Genomic DNA, 19,552 nt, shown 5'->3' on the forward strand with positions numbered 1-19,552 from the left:
CTCTCCGAATCAGCCGAGTGCCTGGCTGGCGAGCGCGTAGGTCAAAACGGGGGCCGCCGATTGGGGTGTCGGCCGTGGAGCGGGGCGGCGCATGGCGATGCCGCCGCCGACGTGGCGCAGGCCGCAATCGGCCAGCCATGGAGCGAGACCGGTGTCGGCGGTGGTGTCCACCCGCAGGAATTTCCCCGGATGCGCGGCGATGATCGGGCCGATCAGCGCCTTGGCGCCGTCCAAATCGGGGGCAACCACCGGGCCGATGACCTGCCCGCGGCCGAAGTCGCGCAGCGCGGCGAAGCCGACGGGAATGCCGTTCCGCCGCAGCAGCGTGAAGGCCCCGATCTCGGCGAAGCGGTCCAGCAGCCGGCCGCGGTCGGCGCCGAAGGCTTGGCGGTCGAGGGCGGCGATGGCGGCGCGGTCGCCGGCGTCGGCCGGGGCAACCTCTCCCGCCCCGATAAACGTCACCGGGCCGGCTTCCCCCTGGTGCTGAAGGACGGTGCCGACCTCGCGGAAGCCCAGCTTTTCGTAGAGCGGCAGCCCTTCGCGGGTCGCGACGAGGCGCAGGGGGCGGTCTCCGGCCAACGCCATGGCCTCATCCATCAGCCGGCGGCCAAGGCCTTGCCCGCGCCAGCCTTCATCGACGATGACCATGTTGATGGTGGCCGCGTCGTCGCCGTAGGGGGTCATCAGCACCGTGCCGACCAGCTGCGACGCTTCCGGGTCCACGGCGACCAGCCCCTGGCTGAGAGCGAGGGTCAGGGCCCAGTCGTCCAGCCGGTGCGGCCATTGCGCCTGTCGTGACAGGGCGAGCGCATCCGTGAGATGCGTCGGCTCGAAAGCCAGACAGTGAACGGTTCGTTCGTTAGCCGTTTGTTTGCACGCTTGTTTGCTCATGGGCAGTCCTTTCACCCTCTGTCCCAAGAGTGGGCGCACCGCCCCCGGACGTTTGTCTGAAGGCGACGCCCGCCGCGACATCTTCCACCTTTGCTTCGGCAGCCGGCCGCATCTTATGCCGTGGCGGACGCCACCGATCCCGCGGATGGGGCGTCTGTACCCCGTTCGGGGCGCCTTGCCGCGGTTCCGCTCCCAACCAAATGCTGAGCGCCCAGACGGAAACGGAACTTTGTGCTTTCGTGCCGGGCAATTCGGTCAGGCCCGGCATCGCGGCGGGGCTAGGATCGTGGGGCAGGGCCGATCGAGCCCCATCCCATCCCTCTCCCATCGCGCTCCATCTTCAAGGAAGCAGCCATGAGCCAGTTTCGGCCGAAATACGTCACCTTCGATTGCCACGGCACGCTGATCAACTATCAGATGGCCGAAGCCGCGCGCGATCTGTACGGATCGATCCTCGACGAGGCACGGATGACGGAGTTCATCAAGAATTTCGCCGCCTACCGTCTCGACGAGATCATGGGCGACTGGAAGCCCTACGCCGAGGTCGTGCACAATTCGCTGGAGCGCACCTGCAAGCGCAACAACGTCGTCTTTCGCGACGAGGACGCGCGCATGGTCTATGAACGGGTTCCAACCTGGGGGCCGCACGCCGACGTGCCGGCCGGGCTGGCGAAGGTGGCCAAGGAAATCCCGCTGGTCATCCTGTCCAACGCCATGAACGACCAGATCATGTCGAACGTGGAAAAGCTGGGTGCGCCCTTCCACGCCGTCTACACCGCCGAACAGGCGCAGGCCTACAAGCCGCGCTTCAAGGCGTTCGAATACATGTTCGACATGCTCGGCTGCGGGCCGGAGGACATCCTGCACTGCTCCTCCTCTTTCCGCTACGACCTGATGTCCGCGCACGACCTGGGGATCCGCAACAAGGTGTGGGTCAACCGCGGCCACGAACCGGCCAACCCCTTCTACGGCTACACGGAGATTCGCGACATCTCCGGCCTGCCCGGCGTGGTCGGGCTGTAAGGGGCGGGTTTCAAGGTTCAGGCTGTAATGGGAAGGACCCAGGTCATGAAATTCGTCTCCTACTGGCACGACACCGCTCCCGCCTTCACGGGCGGGGCCGAGGGGGCCGTCGAGGGGCATTACGACGTCGCCGTTGTCGGAGGGGGGTTCACCGGCCTGGGCGCCGCCCGCCAGCTGGCCAAGGCCGGGGCGCGGGTGATCGTGCTGGAGGCGGGCAGCGTCGGTGGTGGGGCGTCGGGGCGCAATGGCGGACACCTCAACAGCGGCCTCGCCCACAGTTTCGTCGCCGCCAAGAGCGCCTTGGGGACGGAGCGCGCCATCGCGCTCTACCGCGCCTTCGACCAGTCCATCGACACGCTGGAGGCGGTGATCGCCGAAGAGGGGATCGACTGCGATTTCCGCCGTGCCGGCAAGCTGAAGCTGGCTTCGAAGCCCGCGCATTTCGACGCCATCGCCCGCAACTTCGAGGCGGTGCACCGGGAGGTCGATCCCGACACCGCGCTGCTGACCGCCGAAGAGTTGAAGGGCGAGGTCGGCTCGCCGTTCCACGGCGCGATGCTGTCGCGCAAAAGCGCGATGATGCACATGGGCCGCTTCGCCACCGGGCTGGCCGACGCCGCCAAGCGGCATGGCGCCGTTCTGGTCGAAAACGCGCCGGTCGGCGCCATCACCCGCTCGGGCGACCGCCACACGCTGTCCACCCCGCGTGGCACGATCACCGCCAGGGAGGTGCTGGTCGCCACCGGCGCCTACACCACGCCGAACTTCAGCCATTTCCGTCGCCGCATCATCTCGGTCGGCAGCTTCATCATCGCCACCCGCCCGTTGAGCGACGGTGAGATCGCCTCGGTGGTGCCCGGCAACCGCACCTACGTCACGTCGATGAACATCGGCAACTACTTCCGCCTGTCGCCTGACCGGCGGCTGATCTTCGGCGGCCGGGCGCGCTTCTCGGCAACCTCGGACCAGCGCTCCGACGCCAAGAGCGGCGCGATCCTGCGGGCGAGCCTCGCGCAGATTTTCCCGCAGATCGCCAGCATCGACATCGACTATTGCTGGGGCGGTCTGGTGGACATGACCAGCGACCGCTACCCGCGCGCCGGCTATCAGGACGGTCTGTGGTACGCCATGGGCTATTCCGGTCATGGGGCGCAACTGTCGACCCATCTCGGGATGACCATGGCCGACGCGATCCTGGGGCGGGAAGACCGGAACCCGCTGAAGGGCCTGTCCTGGCCCGCCGTCCCCGGCCATTTCGGCAAGCCCTGGTTCCTGCCGCTGGTCGGCCTGTACTACAAGGCGCTCGACCGCATTCAGTGATCGTCGGGATGAGCAAAAAAGAACCCTTGGGTGTCGGCCCAAGGGTTATCGGATTTGGCGACATTCGCCCTCTCCCGTCCCGGGAGAGGGCGTTGAATGGCTCAGCCCAGCCCGCCAATGTGGAAGGTCTTCAGCTCCAGATACTCCTCGATGCCCACCTGCGCCCCTTCGCGGCCCAGGCCGGACTGCTTGACGCCGCCGAAGGGGGCGACCTCGGTGGAGATGGCGCCGGTGTTCAGCCCGATCATGCCGGCTTCCAGCGCTTCGCCCACCCGCCAGGACCGTGCGAGGTTCTGCGTGTAGAAATAGGCGGCCAGCCCGAACGGCGTGGCGTTGGCCAGCGCGATGGCCTCCTCCTCGGTCTCGAAGCGGAACAGCGGCGCCACCGGGCCGAAGGTTTCCTCGTTGGCGAGCAGCATGTCGGTGGTGGCGTCGGTCAGCACCACCGGGGCGACGTATTGCGGACCATCCGCCGCGACGGCGGCGGATGCGACGCTCGCGCCCTTGGCAACCGCGTCGGCGACGTGGCGCTCGATCTTGGCGACGGCGGCGGCGTTGATCATCGGGCCGATGGCGACCCCCGGCTCCAGCCCCGATCCCACCCGCATGGCGTTGACGCGGGCGACCAGCCGGTCTCGGAACGCGTCATAGACGCCGGCCTGCACCAGGATGCGGTTGGCGCAGACGCAGGTCTGCCCGCCGTTGCGGAACTTGGAGAGGATGACACCCTCCACCGCCTGATCCAGATCGGCGTCGTCGAACACGATGAAGGGCGCGTTGCCGCCCAGCTCCAGGCTCAGCCGCTTGATGCCGGCGGCGGCCCCGCGCATCAGCAGCGACCCGACGCGGGTGGAGCCGGTGAAGGAGATCTTGCGGACGGTCTCGTTCGCCAGGATTTCCTCGCCGATGGCTTCGGGCCGGCCGGTCAGGATGTTGACCACGCCGGCCGGGATGCCCGCCCGCTCGGCCAGCACGCCCAGCGCCAGCGCCGAGTATGGCGTGAGGTCCGACGGCTTGATCACCACGGTGCAGCCGGCGGCCAGCGCCGGGGCCACCTTGCGGGTGATCATGGCGTTGGGGAAGTTCCACGGGGTGATGATGCCGCAGACGCCGACCGGTTCCTTCAGCACGACGATGCGGCGGTCCGGGGTGGGGGAGGGGATGGTGGTCCCGCCGATGCGCCGGGCCTCTTCGGCGAACCATTTGACGAAGGAGGCGCCATAGCGGATCTCGCCCCGCGCCTCGTCCAGCGGCTTGCCCTGCTCCAGCGTCAGGATGCGGGCCAGATCCTCCAGATGTTCGATCATCAGGGCGTGCCAGCGCTCCAGCAGCGCGGCACGGTCGGCATGGGTGCGGCGGCGCCAGGCGGGGTAGGCTTTCGCCGCGGCGGCGATGGCGTCGCGGGCGTCGGTGCCGTCCATGTCGGGAACGGTGCCGAGGCTGCTGCCGGTCGCCGGGTTCTGGACATCGATGGTCCGGCCGGCCGTCCCGTCGCACCAGCGCCCGCCGATCAGCCCCTGTACGCGGAACAGGGAGGGGTCCGTCAAGTGATGGGTCATGGTCGTGTGTGTTCCGCTGCGTATGGTTTGCGGGGGACCGGCGTCAGGACAGGGCCGACAGGACGGCGGCGGTGATCGCGTCCGTCTTGTCCTTGCCGGGAACGGTGCCGATGCCGCGGCCGGTGGTGTCGCCCAGCGCCGCCATCACGCGGTCGGCGGCGGCCTTCTCCCCCAGATGCTCCAGCATCATCGCGCCCGACCAGATGGCGGCGATCGGGTTGGCGATGCCGAGATGGGCGATGTCGGGGGCCGAGCCATGCACCGGCTCGAACATCGACGGCGCCTTGCGCTCGGGGTTCAGGTTGGCCGAGGCGGCGAAGCCCAGCCCGCCCTGGATCGCCGCGCCCAGATCGGTGAGGATGTCGCCGAACAGGTTGGAGGCGACGACGACGTCCAGGCTGTCCGGCGCCGTCACCATGCGCGCCGCCATGGCGTCGACGTGATAGCTCGTCACCTCGACGTCCGGGTGTTCGGCGGCCAGCTGGCGGGTGATCTCGTCCCAGAACACCATCGAATATTTCTGCGCGTTCGACTTGGTGACCGAGGCCAGCTTGCCGCGCCGGGCGCGCGCCTGGGCGAAGGCGAAGCGCAGGATCCGTTCCACCCCCATGCGGGTGAAGACGCCGGTTTCCACCGCCACCTCATGCGGCGTTCCCTGATGGACGCGCCCGCCGGCCCCGGCATATTCGCCCTCGGTGTTCTCGCGGATGCACAGGATGTCGAAGCCGCCGCGGCGCAGCGGCCCCTCCACCCCCGGCAGCAGCCGGTGCGGGCGGACGTTGGCGTACTGGTCGAACGCCTTGCGGATCGGCAGCAGCAGCCCGTGCAGCGACACCGCGTCCGGCACCTCCGCCGGCCAGCCGACGGCACCCAGCAGGATGGCGTCGTATGTGCGCAGCGTGTCGATGCCGTCGGCCGGCATCATGACGCCGGTTTCCTTGTAATGGGCGCAGGACCAGGGCATCTCCGTCCCCGCCAGCGCGAAGCCGGACGGCTTCGCCACGGTTTGCAGCACTTCCCAGGCGGCATCGACCACGGGATGTCCGATGCCGTCGCCTTTGATGATCGCAATGGAGTGGGTTTTCATCGAACGTCCCTTAAAGGCCGATCAGCACGCTTTTGCTGCGGCGGTTGGCGAGATAGGCCTCGCGTCCCAAATCCTTGCCGATGCCGGAGCGCTTGTAGCCGCCGGTCGGCAGGATGTGGTCGCGCGAGCGGCCATAGCGGTTGACCCACACCGTCCCGGCCTGGAGCCGCCGGGTCAGGCGGATGGCGCGCGACAGGTCGCGGGTGTAGAGGCCGGCGGCAAGGCCGTAGGTGGGATGGTCGGCCAGCGCCATCGCCTCTTCCTCGGTGTCGAAGCTCTGCACGGTCAGGACCGGACCGAAGATCTCCTCGACCACGGCGGGGGAGCTTTGATCGACCCCGGCCAGCAGGGTCGGGGCGTAGAAATACCCCTCGCCCTCCATCGGTGCACCGCCGGTCAGGCACTCCACCGACCCGGTCAGCGACGCCGACACGATGGCGTGGATGCGGGCGCGCTGGCGTTCGGAGATGATGGGGGAATAGCGCGTCTTCTCGTTCCAGGTCGGACCGGGGCGGACGGCGCGCATGTGGCCCAGGATCATTCCGATCAGCGGCTCGGCCACCTTTGCTTCGACCAGCAGGCGCGAGCCGGCGACGCAGGCTTGGCCGGCGTTGGACAGAACGCTGGTCGCGATGGCGGCCGCCGCCTTCTCCAGATCGGCGTCGGCGAAGACGATTTGCGGGCTCTTGCCGCCGAGTTCCAGCGTCATCGGCTTGACGCCACTGCGGGCGATGTCGGCCATGATCGCCGAGCCCGCCGCCGTCGACCCGGTGAAGCTGACCTTGGCGATGCCGGGATGGCGGGTGATGGCGGCGCCGGTGGTTGGGCCGTCGCCCTGGACGATGTTGATCAGGCCGGCGGGAACGCCCGCCTTCACCGCCAACTGCGCCAGCAGGACGGTGGAGAAGGGCGTCATCTCCGACGGCTTCAGCACCACCGCGTTGCCGGCGGCCAGTGCCGGGCCGAGCTTCCAGCCCGCCATCGACAGCGGGAAGTTCCACGGCGTGATGGCTCCGACGACGCCGTACGGCTCCGTCATCACCATGCCCAGGCTGCCGTCGTCGGTGGGGGCGAGGTCGCCGCCCTCCTTGTCGGCGAATTCGGCGAAGAAGCGGATCTGCTCGGCCGTCACCGCGACGTCGCCGGCGACCAGCTGGCCGACCGGGCGGGTGGAGGACAGCGCCTCCACCTTCGCCAGGGTTTCCGCCTCCGCCTCGATCAGGGCGGCCCAGCGCTGCAGCACGGCGGTGCGTTCGCGCGGGCGCACGCCGCCCCAGTTGCTGGACGTCAGCGCAGCCTGCGCGGTGGCGACCGCTTCATCGACGAGGTCGGATGAGGCCACCGGGCAGTCGGCATAGGCCCGGCCGTCCGACGGGCGATGCATGGGCAGCCCGTCCTCCGCCGGAATCAGGCGGTCGCCGATGAAATGGCCAATCGGCAGCGGCAGGCAATCCGGGGCGAAGGACAGGCTCATGACGCGCCCTCAGGTGATGGTGACGTAGATCTTGCGGACCGTCTCGATGGTCTTCCACACGCCGGTGAAGCCCGGCTTCATGACGAAGCTGTCGCCCGCCCGGTAGACCACCGGCTCCCCGGCGTCCGGGGTGATCTCCACGACGCCGGACAGGATGTGGCAGAACTCGAAGGTCTCGCCCTTGATCGACCGGGTTTCGCCCGGCGTGGCCTCCCACACGCCGGTCAGGACCTTGTCGTCCTTGGCGGCGTCCTGCGCCCAGGTCTTGAAGGCGGGCGACCCGGCGATCAGCCGTTCCGGCATCGGGGTCGATTCGCGCGGGGCGAAGGTCGGGGCGGGATCGATGGTCTTCAACAGTGACATGAGGGGACCCTTGTTGGTGAGCGGCTGTGCCGCAGAATGAGTGTCGGGTGGATGCGTCAATAGCCGCGCTGCCGGTCGACCAGCCCGACCGGGTCCTGCCCGGCGAAATGCCGGCGCAGGTTGGCGATGACCGCCTGGGCCGCGCTCTCCGGCTGGGTGACGCTGGCGACGTGCGGGGTCAGCAGGATGTTCGGATGGATCCAGAAGGGATGGTCGGCCGGCAGCGGTTCCGGATCGGTCACGTCGACCACGGCCCCGGACAACTGGCCGCTGTCGAGCGCGTCCAGCAAGGCCGCATGGTCCAGCTGCGGCCCGCGCCCGGCATGGACCAGACCGGCCCCCCTGGGCAGCGTGGCGAACAACCGGGCATCGAGAAACCCGCGGGTGTCGGGGGTCAGCGGCAGCAGAACGATCAGGATGTCGGTCTCGGCCAGCATCGCGTCGAGACCATCCGCGCCATGGTGGCAGGCCACGCCGTCGATCTGGCGTGGCGAGCGGCTCCAGCCCGACAGCGGGAAGCCGAAGGGCTTCAGCCGCTCCAGCACCGCCTGACCCAGCACGCCCAAGCCCAAAATGCCGACCCTGCGCTGTGCCGCCTGCGGTTGGGGCCGGGTGCGCCAGACGCGGTCCGCCTGCTGGGCGCGATAGGCCGGCATCTGGCGATGCAGGGACAGCACGGCCAGCGTCACGTACTCCTGCATCATGCGGACGATGCCGTCCTCCAGCATGCGCACCACCTTCACAGGATCGGGCAGGGCGGACATCGTGAACTGGTCCACCCCGGCCCCGATGGAAAAGACGATCTCCAGATTGCGGTAGCGGGCGAGGTTGTCCGGGATGGTCCAGGTGATCAGGTAGCGCACGTCGTCGGGATCGACGCCGGCCGGGTCCATGGAGAAGGGCAGGTCGGGCAGTTCGCGGGCGAAGGCCTCGGCGAAGACGGCGCCGCGCGCGGCATCCGAATTGAACAGGAAGGTCATGGATGTTCCTTGGGGGCGTCCCTGTGGCGATGCGCGGCTGGTTCGAATGACGGTCAAAGACGGCAGCGCAGGCCCAGCGCCTCGATCATCGACTGGCAGGCGTTCAGTTCCTCGACGAGGATGTGTTCGTTGGGACGGTGCGCCCGCGCGATGTCGCCGGGGCCGCAGATGATCGCGTCGATCCCGGCGGTCTGGTACAGACCGGCCTCCGTGCCATAGCTGACGGCGGCCAGCGGTTCCTGTCCGGTCAGCTCCTCCAGCAGGCGGGCCAGCGGCGAGCGGGCGGCCAGGAACAGGGCGGGGTAGGCGCCGGTCTGCGTCCAGTCGACGGCGAAGCCGCGCTCCTCCAGCCGCACCGCCGCCGCGCGCACCGGCTCCAGCAGGGTGACGGGGTCGACCCCGGCGATGGCGCGGGCCTCGAACTCGGCGGTGCAGGCATCGGGGATGATGTTCACCGCCAGCCCGCCCTGGATGGTGCCGACCTGAAGCGAGGAATAGGGGGGCTCGAAGACCGAATCCAGCGGCCCCTGGGTCAGCCGGTCGGCCTGGGCGACGGCGGCGGTCAGCGCGTCGGCCATGGCGTGGATGGCGTTCAGCCCCTGGTCGGGGCGGGAGGAGTGGCCGGATCGTCCGCGCACCGTCAGCCGGGCCGCCGCCTTGCCCTTGTGGGCGCGGATGGCGCGCAGGCCGCTCGGCTCGCCGACGATGACGCCCAGCGGCGGCGCGCACAGGTCGGGCAGATGCGGCAGAAGATGCGGTGCGCCCTGGCAGCCGGCCTCCTCGTCATAGGTGAAGGCGAAGTGGATCGGCCGGGCGAGCGGGGCGGCGGTCAGGGCCGGCAGCGCCGCCAGCGCCGCCGCGATGAAGCCCTTCATGTCCGAGGTGCCGCGGCCGTAAAGGCGGTTGCCGTCGGCGCGCAGCCGGAACGGCTCGCTGGTCCATTCGGGCTCGGTGGCGGGCACCACGTCCATGTGGCCGGACAGGACATAGCCCGGAACCATCGCCGGACCGATGGTGGCGAACAGGTTGAACCGGTCGCCCTCCGGTCCCGGCAGGACCCGGACGCGGGCCCCGGTGGCTTCCAGAACGCCACGGATCCCGTCGACGATGGCGCCGTTGGGGGTCCCGACGACGGAGGGAAAGGCGATCAGATCCTTCAGGATGTCGATCACGGTCATGACGGCCTCACCTTGTCCCGTGCTGCGCGCTGTGGGCGCGGGGAGTCGTTGCGGTTCTGCTGGTGTGTGGAGAGGGGCGGCGGCCTTGGCGGCTCCGGCACTCACGATCTTAGCGGGGACGCGCTCCATTCCATGCTGAATGCATGGGCGATTTGGATGATTGTTGTGTCGTCCCGACGCTTTGCGGTGATTTGTGCGGTGGGTACCCCGGTAATCTCGGGACGCGGTTGGTGGCTCAGGCGTATCGGTTGACCCAAAGGAGCACCGCCTCACGCACTAGAAACTCCGGGCAGGAGGACGCTTTGAGCGAACGCGGGCTGGATGATGGATCGGGGGACGGTGCGTTACCGCCCTCCCTGACGGTCGACGCCTTCGACGCGCGGATGGCCGACGTCGCCGACATCGACCTGGAGCGCTTGCAGGCGCTGTCGATCTCGGTCGGCTGGCCGCACCGCGCGGAGGATTGGCAGTTCGCGCGCGAGGTCGGGCACGGCTTCGTCGCGCTCGATGAGATCGACCGCGTCCTGGCGTCGGCGATGTGGTTTCCCCATGGCGATGACTTCGCGACCATCGGCATGGTGATGACCTCGCCCCGGCTGCAATCGCTGGGGGTCGGCGAATGGCTGATGAAGCGGGTGCTGTCGGCGTCGGCGGGGCGAACCTACCGGCTCAACGCCACCCGCGCGGCGCTGGCGCTGTACCGCTCGCTCGGCTTCGTGGCGAACCGGACCGTGTTCCAGTGCCAGGGCGAGGCACGGCGGAGCGACCAGCCTGCCTCCGGGCAGCCGGTGCGCCGGCTGGAGGCGGGCGACCTCGCGGCGGTGACGGCGCTGGACGCGCGCGCCTTCGGGACCTCGCGGGCCGGGCTGATCGCGCGGCTGTTCGAGCAGTCGGTCGGCTATGGTCTGGAGCGGGAGGGCGCGCTGGCCGCCTTCGCTCTCTGCCGTCCTTTCGGCCGCGGCCATGTCGTCGGTCCGGTGGTCGCCGGGCTGGACGAGGACGCGGTCGCCGTGGTCCGGCCCCATGTGGACGAGCATGACGGCCGATTCCTGCGTCTGGACACCCATCTGGACGACGGGATCTTCCCGCTGTTCGTTGCCCGGTCGGGCCTGCGCATCCACGACACGGTCCTGACCATGTCGCTGGGCGCGCCGCTGACCGATCCGGCGACCCGCGGGCCGGACCGCCCCGTCACCTTCGCACTCGCCACCCAGGCCCTGGGTTGAGCCGTCACCGGCTTTTTGAGAAGGATGCGCCGATCATGCCGGGACAGACGCCGGAACCCTCCGCCGGCCCGCAGTCCGAACCCGTGCCCGAACCGAGGCCCCAGCCAACCCGCGCGCCAACGTCATCCGGCAATCGCAGCGGGGTGGTGCTTCGGCTGGTGTCGGCCGGGCTGTTCGTGGTGATGTCGCTGTTCGTCCGGCTGGCCACCGTCGAGGCTCCGATCGGACAGATCGTCTTCTACCGCAGCGCCTTCGCCCTGCCGCCGATCGTCGCCTATCTGATGTGGCGCCGGCAATTCCCGTCGGCCTTGAAGACGCGGCAGCCGGTCGGGCATCTGAAGCGCAATCTCTTTGGCGGTGCGGCGATGGTGCTCTCCTTCGTCTCGCTGGCCTATCTGCCGCTGGCGCTGGCGACCGCGCTGGGGTTCCTGGCGCCGCTGATCGCGGTGCCGGCCGCCGTGCTGTTCCTGCGGGAACGGCCGAGCGCCGTGGCCATCGGCGCCGCGCTCGCCGGTTTCGCCGGGGTGGTCCTGATGCTCGCCCCGGCTTTCGAAGGGCCGACGCTGGATCGCAACACCATCATCGGGGTGGCGGCCGGGCTGGCGATGGCGGTCGCCACCGCTGCGGGGCGAGTGCAGATCAAGACGCTGACCGCGACCGAGGCGCCGGGGACCATCGCCTTCTACTTCGCGGCCCTCTGCGCGCTTGGCGGTCTGGCGAGCTGGCCGTTCGGCTGGATCGCTCCGACGGGACTGTCGCTGGCCTGTCTCGTCGGGGCGGGCATCTCCGGCGGGTTGGCGCACATCACCATGACCGAGGCGATGGCCCGTGCGCCGGTGTCGACCCAGGCGCCGTTCGATTACACCGCCATGCTGTGGGCGCTGATCCTCGACGCGCTGATCTTCGGCTTGCTGCCGTCGCCGGTCAGTCTGGCCGGAGCCGCAGTGATCGCCGCCTCGGCGCTGGTGGTCCCCCTGGCCGGCCGGTTCGCCGCCCGGTCCGAAGCGCTGGGCTCCGCCCGCTGAGGACCGCATCCTGACCGGCGGGCCGCGGCGGCGCGGTCAGGATTGGCCGACGGTCTGGAAGCGGTCGATGCGGAAGTCGCGCAACGGCGTGTCGGTGCCCCCGGTGGCGATGACCTCCGCCATCACGTCGCCGACGCCGGGGCCGAGCTGGAACCCGTGACCGCTGAAACCGAAGGCGTGGAACAGCCCCGGCGTCGTCGCCGACGGACCCATCACCGGCAGCTTGTCGGCGACATAGCCCTCGCAGCCCGACCAGGTGCGGATCACCGTCACATCGGCGATGGCCGGCAGCAGCCGGATCAGGCCGCGCAATTGTCCGGGCAGCCGGGCCGGGTCCGCCTTGGCGTGGCCGGGGTCGAGCGGCACCGCCACACGCTCGGCCGCACCGCCGAAGACGATGTTGCCGCGCTCCACCTGACGCAGATAGCCGTCGCCGCCCGCGCGTGACCACATGCCCACCACCGGCAGGATCCGGTGCGGCAGCGGTTCGGTGACGCCCATCTGCGGCCCGTACGCCGACATCGGCACAGGCTCGCCGAAGCCGGCGGCGATTCGGGCACCCCAGGCGCCGGCGGCGTTCAACAGGCAGTCCGCGGCAAAGCGGCCCCGCTGCGTCACCGCTTCGAAGCCCGAACCGGTCGCCGATACCTCCACCGGCCCGCATTCCTCGACGATCTCGGCCCCCAGGCGGCGGGCGGCGTCGGCGAAGGCCGGCGCGATCAGGCGCGGGTTGCCGCTGCCGTCCTGCGGTGAGAAGGACGCGGCAATCGCCGCCGGCCCCAGCCCCGGAAAGCGGCGGCGGATCTCCGGCGGCGTCAGCTCCTCCAGCTCCAGCCCCCAGGGCCGCGCGTCGGCGATGTAGCGGCGCATGTCGTCCAGCCCGCCCTCGTCGAACACCAGCCGCAGATGGCCGGTGGCGCGGAACTCCACGTCGCGGCCCAGCAGCCGCTCCGCCTCACCCCACAGCGCCCGCGACCGGTGGGCGAGCGGCAGTTGCGGCAGATAGCGCCCGCTGCGGCGGATGTTGCCGAAGGACGCCACCGTGGCGCCCGAACCGACGCGGTTGCGTTCCAACAGAGTGACGCACAGGCCGCGCCGGGCCAGGAAGAAGGCGGCGGCCGATCCCATCAACCCGCCGCCCAGCACGATAACCCTCATCGACCTCTCCCCCATGCGGGCGGACGCGGCTCCGCCCCATCGGTCAGGCTGCCCACGACCGGCCGGCGGGTCAAAGACGGGTTGGGCATGATCCCATAAGGCCGGGCTATGGATCGGGCTGTTGGAGGCACGGTGCATAAGTCCGCCTTATGCGTTTGCCGTCATTGGGTCTTAGACCGCCCTCGGCCCGCCATGTCAGCTTTTCCCCAGATCAGACACACGCCGACTTGCGGAAGGACTATCAAATGGACGGGGGAATGGGTGAGGCCGATTGGAAGGTCGGCGTCGACATCGGCGGGACCTTCATCGATTTCTGCGCGCTGGACACCCGGTCGGGCCGGGTGGCGTCGCTGAAGGTGCTGACGACGCCGGACGATCCCGGTGCGGAGCTGATGACGGGCCTGTCCCTGCTGGCCGAGCGCGAGGGGATGGACCCGCGCGCCGTCACCCGCTTCGTGCACGGCACGACGGTGGGGATGAACACGGTCATCCAGCGCAAGGGCGCGCCGCTGGCGCTGCTGACCAACGCAGGCTTCGAGGATGTGATCGAACTCGCCCGGCTGCGCATGCCCGACACCTATTCCCTGTTCTGCTCGCGCCCCGACCAGCTGGTGGCGCGCGACATGGTCTTCGGTATCCCCGCCCGCCTGCGCTCCGACGGGACCGAGCGGCAGGCCCCCGACATGGCCGCCGTCGCCGATGCCGTTGCCGCACTGCGGGCCAAGGGTGCGGTGGGCGTCGTCGTCTCCTTCCTCCATTCCTGGCGCGACGGCGGCCACGAGACCGCGGTGAAGGAGGAGATCGCCCGGCTCGCCCCCGACCTGTTTGTCTTCACCTCGGCCGAGGTCTGGCCGGTGATCCGCGAGTATGAGCGGACGACGACCGCGATCCTGAACGCCTATGTCCATCCCCGCATCTCCGGCTACCTGTCGGCCCTGGAGGAGCGGCTGGCCGGCCGCGCCGTGCCCGCCCGCCCGCTGCTGACCAAATCCAACGGCGGCGTGATGAACGCGGCGGAGGGCAAGCGGGCCTGCGTCCACATGCTGCTGTCCGGCGCCGCGTCGGGCGTCAACGGCGCGGCGTGGCTGGCCCGGCAGGCAGGGGAGCCGCGCATCCTGACGCTCGACATCGGCGGCACCTCGGCCGATTTCGCCCTGATCATCGACGGTCAGGCCCAGTTCGGCGTCGGCGAGATGATCGGCGAGTTTCCGCTGCACATTCCGTCGGTGTCGGTCAGCTCGATCGGCATCGGCGGCGGGTCGATCGCCAGCGTCGACGGGCAGGGCGTGCTGCGCGTCGGTCCTGAATCCGCCGGATCGACGCCCGGTCCGGCCTGCTACGGCCGCGGCGGCGAATGGGCGACGGTGACCGACGCCATGGTGGTGTGCGGCTGGCTCGGCCACAGCCAGATGGCCTACGGACAGTTGCAGATGGATGCGGGACTGGCTCGGGCCGCCGTCGGTCGTCTGGCCGACCGGCTGGGCCGTTCGCTGGAGGCCACCGCCCAGGCCATCCTCGACGTCGCGGTGTCGGAGATGTTCGCGGAGGTCGAGAAGATGGCCGCGCGCGCCGGCGTCGATGTGCGGGACTTCGCGCTGATGCCCTTCGGCGGAGGCGGCCCGATGCTGGGGGTGTTCCTGGCGCGCGAGCTGGGGATGCCGCGGGTCGTCGCGCCGCGCTGGCCGGGTGTGGTGTCGGCGCTGGGCGGTCTGGTCGCCGACCTGCGCGGCGATTTCGTCCGCACCCTGTTCGCCGAGCTGTCCCCCGGACTGATGCCGGCGCTGCGCGAGGCGTTCGCCGCGATGGGCGCGGAGGGGCGCGACTGGCTCGCCGCCCAGGGTCATTCCGGTGCCGCCGAGTTGCTGATCGTCGCCGACATGCGCTATGCCGGCCAGAGCTATGAGATCGAGACGCCGCTGAACCCGTCCTGGCTGGACGGCGACGACCCCGGTGCCATCGCCGACGCCTTCCACGCGGCGCACGCCCGCCTCTATGATTTCGATGACCCGGACGGGCGGATCGAGATTGTCAACCTGCGCCTGTCGGCCATCGGCAGCGGTCCGGCGCTGCACTTCCCCACAGCAGGGGAGGACGATTGCGCCGCCTCGGCGGAGCGAACGGTCCCGGTCTACACCGGCGGCGCCGTGACCCCGGTCGGGCTGTACCGCCGCGCGGATTTGCAGGCCGGCGCGCGCTTCCAAGGGCCGGCCATCGTCGCCCAGGAGGACACCACCTTCGCCATCCCGGCCGGGACCGACGCCCGCGTCGACGCGCACCTCAACCTCCACCTGACCTTTGCGGAGTGACGCCTGTGTTCGATCGGATGAAGCTTCAGGTTCTGGCGAACCACGCGCGCTCGGCGGCCGAGAACATGGCCCACACGCTCCAGCGCACCGCCCATTCCGCCTTCGTCAAGGAGACGGAGGATTTCACCGTCATGCTGCTGAACCGCCGGGGCGAGACCTTCGGCGTGCCGATGGAGCTGGGGGCGACCTGGTATCCGGGGCTGACCTATGGCCGCGCCATCGCCATGATCGAGGATTACCGGCCGGGCGACGTCGCCTTCACCAACGATCCCTATTCCGGCTTCGTGGCGACCCACGCCCCCGACACCCACCTGTGGAAGCCGGTCTTCCATGACGGCGAGATCATCGCCTGGACCGGCGGGCACATCCACAACACCGACATGGGCGGCGCGGTGCCGGCCTCGCTGTCGCGGGCGCTGACCGAAATCCATCAGGAAGGCATCCGCTTTCCGCCGATGAAGCTGGTCCGCGAAGGGGTGTTCGACGAGCAGATCCTGCGGATCATGACCACCAACGTTCGCAAGCCCGACCTGAACATCGGCGACATCAAGGCGCTGGTCGGCGCGCTCAACACCGGCGAGCGCAAGATCCTCGCGATGGTCGAGAAGTTCGGCAAGACCGCCTTCCTCGACGGCGTCGACGCGCTGCTGGACCATGCCGAGGCGCAGGCGCGCGACATCCTGCGCGCCATGCCCGACGGGCAGTGGGTGTTCGCCGACTACGCCGACGAGGATTCGGTCGCCGCCAACCCCTGCCGCCTGAAGCTGACCCTGACAATCAAGGGCGACGAGGCGATCCTGGACTTCACCGGGTCGGATCCGCAGTTAGCCTCCTCGCTGAACGTGCCGTCGGGCGGCGATCCCCGCCACACCATGCTGCTGGTCGGCGTCTATTACGTCCTCTACACCCTCAACCCGAAAATCCTGCTGAACACCGGCCTGACCCGGCCCTTCACCTGCATCACCCCGGAAGGCTCGGTGCTGAATCCGACCTTCCCGGCGGCGGTGGGGATGCGGTCGCTGACCTGCGCGCGGCTGCGCTCGGTGATCTTCGGCGCCTTTTCCCAGGCGGTGCCGGAGCGTCTTCCGGCGGCGCCGGCCGGCAACAACTGCATCGTCAACGTGATGACCACCGACGAGCGGAACGGCAACCGCATCATCGCCGCGGTGAACCCGGTGGTCGGCGGCGGCGGCGGCATGCCGCACCGCGACGGCACCAACGGGTCGGGCGCCGACGCGGCCTATCTGAAGAACACGCCGATCGAGATCACCGAGATGGAAACCCCGGTGGAGTTCGTCCGCTACGGGCTGGCGACCGACAGCGGCGGGGCCGGGCGCTGGCGCGGCGGGCTGGCCACCCATATGGCCTTCCGCGTCTTCTCCCCCGACACCCGGATCACCGCGCGCAACCGCGACCGCGGCTTCTTCCGCCCCTGGGGTGTGCTGGGCGGCCGGGCGGCGGGGCTGTCCGACATGGTGGTCAATCCCGGCACGCCGGGGGAAAAGCGGCTGGGCAACATCGACACCGCGGTGCTGCAGCCGGGCGATGTGCTGGACATCCGCTCGGCCGGTGGTGGCGGCCGGGGCGATCCGTTCGCTCGCGAGGCGTGGCGGGTGGCCCAGGACGTGGCGCGCGGCTATGTCTCCGCGGCGGCGGCGGAGCGGGAGTATGGCGTTATCATCCGCGACGGCGCGCTCGACACGGCGGCCACCGAGCGGCTGCGTTCCGGCCGGCCGTCGCCCACCGGGCATTTCCATTTCGGACCGGAGCGCGAGGGGTACGAGCGGCAATGGACCCCCGCCGCCTATGATGTCCTGATGCGGACCCTGGACGGCCTGCCGATCCACTGGCGCTTCTTCGCCAAGACGGAAATCTTCAGCCGCATGGCCGGCCGATCCGGCGCCGACGGGGTGGAGGCCGCGCTGGAAGAGGTCTACGCCCGCTTTCCCGAGATGCCCCGCTCCAAGGCCCTGATCCGGGAGGCCGCGGAATGAGCGGGACGGTTGGCGGCCGGTTGGTCAGGCTGGCCGAAACGGGAAGGGAGCCGATCCGCTTCCTGCTGGACGGCGTGGAGCGTACGGCCCTGGCGGGCGATACGGTGCTGACGGCGATCCTGACCAACGTTCCGGCGCTGCGGCAGGCGGAGTTCGGCCCGGAGCGGCGCGCTGGATTCTGCCTGATGGGGGCCTGCCAGGACTGCTGGATCTGGCAGGACCAGGGTCCGCGCCTGCGCGCCTGTTCCACCCCGGTGGCCGACGGCATGCGGCTGCTGACCCGGACGCGGGAGGATTGGCCATGACCGTGCCGACCGAACCCCGCCCTGAATTGCACGTCGTGATCGTCGGCGCCGGCCCCGCCGGCATCCGCGCGGCGGAGACGCTGGCGGCGGCCGGGCTGCGCCCGACGGTGATCGACGAGGGCGCCAGGGCCGGCGGGCAGATCTACCGCCGCCCGCCCGACGGCTTCACCCGCCCGCCTGCAACGCTCTATGGCGCGCAGGCCAGCAAGGCGGTGGCGCTGCACACCGCCTTCGACGGGCTGGTGGCGGCCGGCCGCATCGTCCATCGGCCGCGCCATGCGGTCGTCGCGCTGGCCGATGGGGTGCTGCACGCGGTCGGCGACGGCGGAAGCCGGCGGATCGGCTATGACCGCCTGATCCTGGCGACCGGGGCGACCGACCGCCTCGCCCCGATACCGGGCTGGCAGGCGCCCGGCGTCTACAGCCTCGGCGCGATGCAGATCGCGCTGAAGGCCCAGGGTGTCGCGATGGGGCGGCGGATCGTGCTGGCCGGGTCGGGGCCGTTGCTGACCCTGCTGGCGACCCAACTGCTGAAGGCGGGGGCGGAGATCGCGGCGGTTCTCGACACCGCCGGCCTGCGCGGCCAGATCGCCGCCGTCCCCGACCTTGCTGTCCGCCCGTCCTTCGCCCTGCAAGGGCTGGCGATGCGGGCGCGGCTGGGGCGGCTCTACCACGCCGGTGTGGCTCTGGAGGGGATCGAGGCGACGGACACCGGGGTGACGGCGGTCCGCTGGAAGGACGCCGCCGGGCGGGTGCGGAGCACGGCGTGCGACGCGGTCGGGCTGGGCTGGCATCTGAAGGCGGAAACCCAGCTTGCCGACCTCGCCGGCTGCCGGTTCGTCTATGATGCGACCTGGGCGCAATGGTTGCCCTGTGTCGACCGTATGGGTCGTGCCGGGGACGGCGTCTATCTGGCCGGCGACGGCCTGCGCCTGCTCGGGGCCGATGGGGCGGAGGTCGCCGGCCGCCTCGCCGCGGCGGCCTGCCTGTCCGACCTGGGCTTGCCGGGACCGGACGGTGCGGCCGAGCTGAAGCGGCTCGACCGGCTGGAACGCTTCGCCCGCGGCATCGCCCGCGCCTTCCCCTGGCCGGCCGACCAGGTGCGCGCCCTGCCCGACGAGACCATCCTGTGCCGCTGCGAGGGGATCACCGCGGGTGCGGTGCGTGAGACCGCAGCCTGTGGCGGGGCGGAGGCCAATCGGGTGAAGTCGTTGGGCCGCGCCGGGATGGGGCGCTGCCAGGGCCGCTATTGCCAGCTTGCGGCGGCCGACCTCGTCGCGGCCACCGGCGGGTATGCGCACGCCGGCGACGCCGGGCGCCTGCGCGCGCAGGCGCCGGTTCGTCCGACGCCGGTCGGCGCGTGGCTGGAGGAAGAATGATCGCCGCCCGGTTGCCCGATCAGGGCGGCGCAGGGGGAGCGGTGTCCTTGTCCATCGTGGCGGTGCCGCCGACAACACCGTGCTGGCGGAGACGGGGCCGCCGGCGATCAGTGGCGGCACCCCCGTTGTTACGGCCGCCGAGGCCGTCGATACCTTCCCCGCCTCTTTCGCCCTGCGCTTGAATATAACGAAGTAACTCACTCTCCGTCGTAAAACGGTAAACGCCCTCTACGGGATGGTTGTTTTTCCTGCGCTACTCCATAGAATAAAAACGATCTTCGGTG

At 70.1% G+C, this 19,552-nt stretch carries 16 protein-coding genes; 8 read left to right on the forward strand and 8 right to left on the reverse strand.

Annotated features, from left to right (window positions below):
• Positions 1 to 9: 9 nt before the first annotated feature.
• On the reverse strand, positions 10 to 891 hold the full coding sequence (locus TSO352_RS11430; RefSeq protein WP_109107477.1) for a GNAT family N-acetyltransferase: 882 nt from the start codon (positions 889 to 891) through the stop codon (positions 10 to 12).
• A gap of 354 nt (positions 892 to 1,245) precedes the next feature.
• Between TSO352_RS11430 and TSO352_RS11435 the strand changes: the two genes are divergently transcribed.
• Together TSO352_RS11435 and TSO352_RS11440 are read left to right on the forward strand one after the other, a co-directional pair.
• Entirely contained in the window at positions 1,246 to 1,914 is a 669-nt protein-coding gene (locus TSO352_RS11435; RefSeq protein ID WP_109107478.1) for a haloacid dehalogenase type II, read from the forward strand.
• A 45-nt stretch (positions 1,915 to 1,959) separates the two neighbouring features.
• Entirely contained in the window at positions 1,960 to 3,234 is a 1,275-nt protein-coding gene (locus TSO352_RS11440; RefSeq protein WP_109107479.1) for an FAD-binding oxidoreductase, read from the forward strand.
• A 101-nt stretch (positions 3,235 to 3,335) separates the two neighbouring features.
• Here TSO352_RS11440 and TSO352_RS11445 read toward each other — a convergent pair whose 3' ends face one another.
• Genes TSO352_RS11445 through argE form a run of 6 tightly spaced genes read right to left on the reverse strand, consistent with a single transcriptional unit; the run spans position 3,336 to position 9,875 of the window.
• A complete protein-coding gene (locus tag TSO352_RS11445) occupies positions 3,336 to 4,793 on the reverse strand; it encodes an NAD-dependent succinate-semialdehyde dehydrogenase (RefSeq protein ID WP_109107480.1) in 1,458 nt (485 codons plus the stop codon).
• A 43-nt stretch (positions 4,794 to 4,836) separates the two neighbouring features.
• Positions 4,837 to 5,880 (reverse strand): tartrate dehydrogenase, encoded by a 1,044-nt coding sequence (locus TSO352_RS11450; RefSeq protein WP_109107481.1) that lies wholly within the window; start codon positions 5,878 to 5,880, stop codon positions 4,837 to 4,839.
• A 10-nt stretch (positions 5,881 to 5,890) separates the two neighbouring features.
• On the reverse strand, positions 5,891 to 7,354 hold the full coding sequence (locus TSO352_RS11455; protein ID WP_109107482.1) for an aldehyde dehydrogenase family protein: 1,464 nt from the start codon (positions 7,352 to 7,354) through the stop codon (positions 5,891 to 5,893).
• Between the two features lie 9 nt (positions 7,355 to 7,363).
• Entirely contained in the window at positions 7,364 to 7,717 is a 354-nt protein-coding gene (locus TSO352_RS11460; RefSeq protein WP_109107483.1) for a cupin domain-containing protein, read from the reverse strand.
• Between the two features lie 56 nt (positions 7,718 to 7,773).
• Positions 7,774 to 8,697 carry a glyoxylate/hydroxypyruvate reductase A gene (locus TSO352_RS11465; protein ID WP_109107484.1) on the reverse strand — a complete coding sequence of 308 codons (924 nt, stop codon included), beginning with the start codon at positions 8,695 to 8,697 and terminating at the stop codon, positions 7,774 to 7,776.
• A 53-nt stretch (positions 8,698 to 8,750) separates the two neighbouring features.
• Complete coding sequence (gene argE / locus TSO352_RS11470; RefSeq protein ID WP_109107485.1) at positions 8,751 to 9,875, reverse strand: acetylornithine deacetylase; 1,125 nt, start codon at positions 9,873 to 9,875, stop codon at positions 8,751 to 8,753.
• Positions 9,876 to 10,177: 302 nt separating this feature from the next.
• On the opposite strand from argE, the gene TSO352_RS11475 reads away from it, so the two are divergent.
• Together TSO352_RS11475 and TSO352_RS11480 are read left to right on the forward strand one after the other, a co-directional pair.
• Positions 10,178 to 11,101: a GNAT family N-acetyltransferase gene (locus tag TSO352_RS11475; protein ID WP_199231568.1), complete on the forward strand. Its 924-nt coding sequence runs from the start codon at positions 10,178 to 10,180 to the stop codon at positions 11,099 to 11,101.
• Positions 11,102 to 11,247: 146 nt separating this feature from the next.
• Positions 11,248 to 12,126 carry a DMT family transporter gene (locus TSO352_RS11480; RefSeq protein ID WP_247872043.1) on the forward strand — a complete coding sequence of 293 codons (879 nt, stop codon included), beginning with the start codon at positions 11,248 to 11,250 and terminating at the stop codon, positions 12,124 to 12,126.
• Between the two features lie 36 nt (positions 12,127 to 12,162).
• On the opposite strand, the gene TSO352_RS11485 is transcribed toward TSO352_RS11480, so the two are convergent.
• A complete protein-coding gene (locus TSO352_RS11485) occupies positions 12,163 to 13,284 on the reverse strand; it encodes an FAD-binding oxidoreductase (protein ID WP_109107487.1) in 1,122 nt (373 codons plus the stop codon).
• 257 nt (positions 13,285 to 13,541) lie between these two features.
• Here TSO352_RS11485 and TSO352_RS11490 point away from each other — a divergent pair, with 257 nt between their 5' ends.
• The 4 genes from TSO352_RS11490 to TSO352_RS11505 are packed head-to-tail and all read left to right on the forward strand — an operon-like array spanning position 13,542 to position 19,268.
• Positions 13,542 to 15,590 (forward strand): hydantoinase/oxoprolinase family protein, encoded by a 2,049-nt coding sequence (locus TSO352_RS11490; RefSeq protein ID WP_109107488.1) that lies wholly within the window; start codon positions 13,542 to 13,544, stop codon positions 15,588 to 15,590.
• Between the two features lie 17 nt (positions 15,591 to 15,607).
• Positions 15,608 to 17,584 (forward strand): hydantoinase B/oxoprolinase family protein, encoded by a 1,977-nt coding sequence (locus tag TSO352_RS11495; protein WP_199231570.1) that lies wholly within the window; start codon positions 15,608 to 15,610, stop codon positions 17,582 to 17,584.
• Positions 17,581 to 17,889, forward strand: coding sequence for a (2Fe-2S)-binding protein (locus TSO352_RS11500; RefSeq protein ID WP_109107490.1), 309 nt, complete (start codon positions 17,581 to 17,583; stop codon positions 17,887 to 17,889). Before TSO352_RS11495 ends, TSO352_RS11500 begins: the two co-directional genes overlap by 4 nt.
• Positions 17,886 to 19,268: an FAD/NAD(P)-binding oxidoreductase gene (locus tag TSO352_RS11505; protein ID WP_109107491.1), complete on the forward strand. Its 1,383-nt coding sequence runs from the start codon at positions 17,886 to 17,888 to the stop codon at positions 19,266 to 19,268. Before TSO352_RS11500 ends, TSO352_RS11505 begins: the two co-directional genes overlap by 4 nt.
• Positions 19,269 to 19,552: the final 284 nt, after the last annotated feature.

Source organism: Azospirillum sp. TSO35-2 (assembly GCF_003116095.1).
Taxonomy (GTDB): Bacteria; Pseudomonadota; Alphaproteobacteria; order Azospirillales; family Azospirillaceae; genus Azospirillum.

Coding starts and splice junctions, on each gene's coding strand:
- TSO352_RS11430 (WP_109107477.1), bottom strand. CDS start 891: ATGAGCAAACAAGCGTGCAAACAAACGGCTAACGAACGAACCGTTCAC.
- TSO352_RS11435 (WP_109107478.1), top strand. CDS start 1,246: ATGAGCCAGTTTCGGCCGAAATACGTCACCTTCGATTGCCACGGCACG.
- TSO352_RS11440 (WP_109107479.1), top strand. CDS start 1,960: ATGAAATTCGTCTCCTACTGGCACGACACCGCTCCCGCCTTCACGGGC.
- TSO352_RS11445 (WP_109107480.1), bottom strand. CDS start 4,793: ATGACCCATCACTTGACGGACCCCTCCCTGTTCCGCGTACAGGGGCTG.
- TSO352_RS11450 (WP_109107481.1), bottom strand. CDS start 5,880: ATGAAAACCCACTCCATTGCGATCATCAAAGGCGACGGCATCGGACAT.
- TSO352_RS11455 (WP_109107482.1), bottom strand. CDS start 7,354: ATGAGCCTGTCCTTCGCCCCGGATTGCCTGCCGCTGCCGATTGGCCAT.
- TSO352_RS11460 (WP_109107483.1), bottom strand. CDS start 7,717: ATGTCACTGTTGAAGACCATCGATCCCGCCCCGACCTTCGCCCCGCGC.
- TSO352_RS11465 (WP_109107484.1), bottom strand. CDS start 8,697: ATGACCTTCCTGTTCAATTCGGATGCCGCGCGCGGCGCCGTCTTCGCC.
- argE (WP_109107485.1), bottom strand. CDS start 9,875: ATGACCGTGATCGACATCCTGAAGGATCTGATCGCCTTTCCCTCCGTC.
- TSO352_RS11485 (WP_109107487.1), bottom strand. CDS start 13,284: ATGAGGGTTATCGTGCTGGGCGGCGGGTTGATGGGATCGGCCGCCGCC.
- TSO352_RS11490 (WP_109107488.1), top strand. CDS start 13,542: ATGGGTGAGGCCGATTGGAAGGTCGGCGTCGACATCGGCGGGACCTTC.
- TSO352_RS11495 (WP_199231570.1), top strand. CDS start 15,608: ATGAAGCTTCAGGTTCTGGCGAACCACGCGCGCTCGGCGGCCGAGAAC.
- TSO352_RS11500 (WP_109107490.1), top strand. CDS start 17,581: ATGAGCGGGACGGTTGGCGGCCGGTTGGTCAGGCTGGCCGAAACGGGA.
- TSO352_RS11505 (WP_109107491.1), top strand. CDS start 17,886: ATGACCGTGCCGACCGAACCCCGCCCTGAATTGCACGTCGTGATCGTC.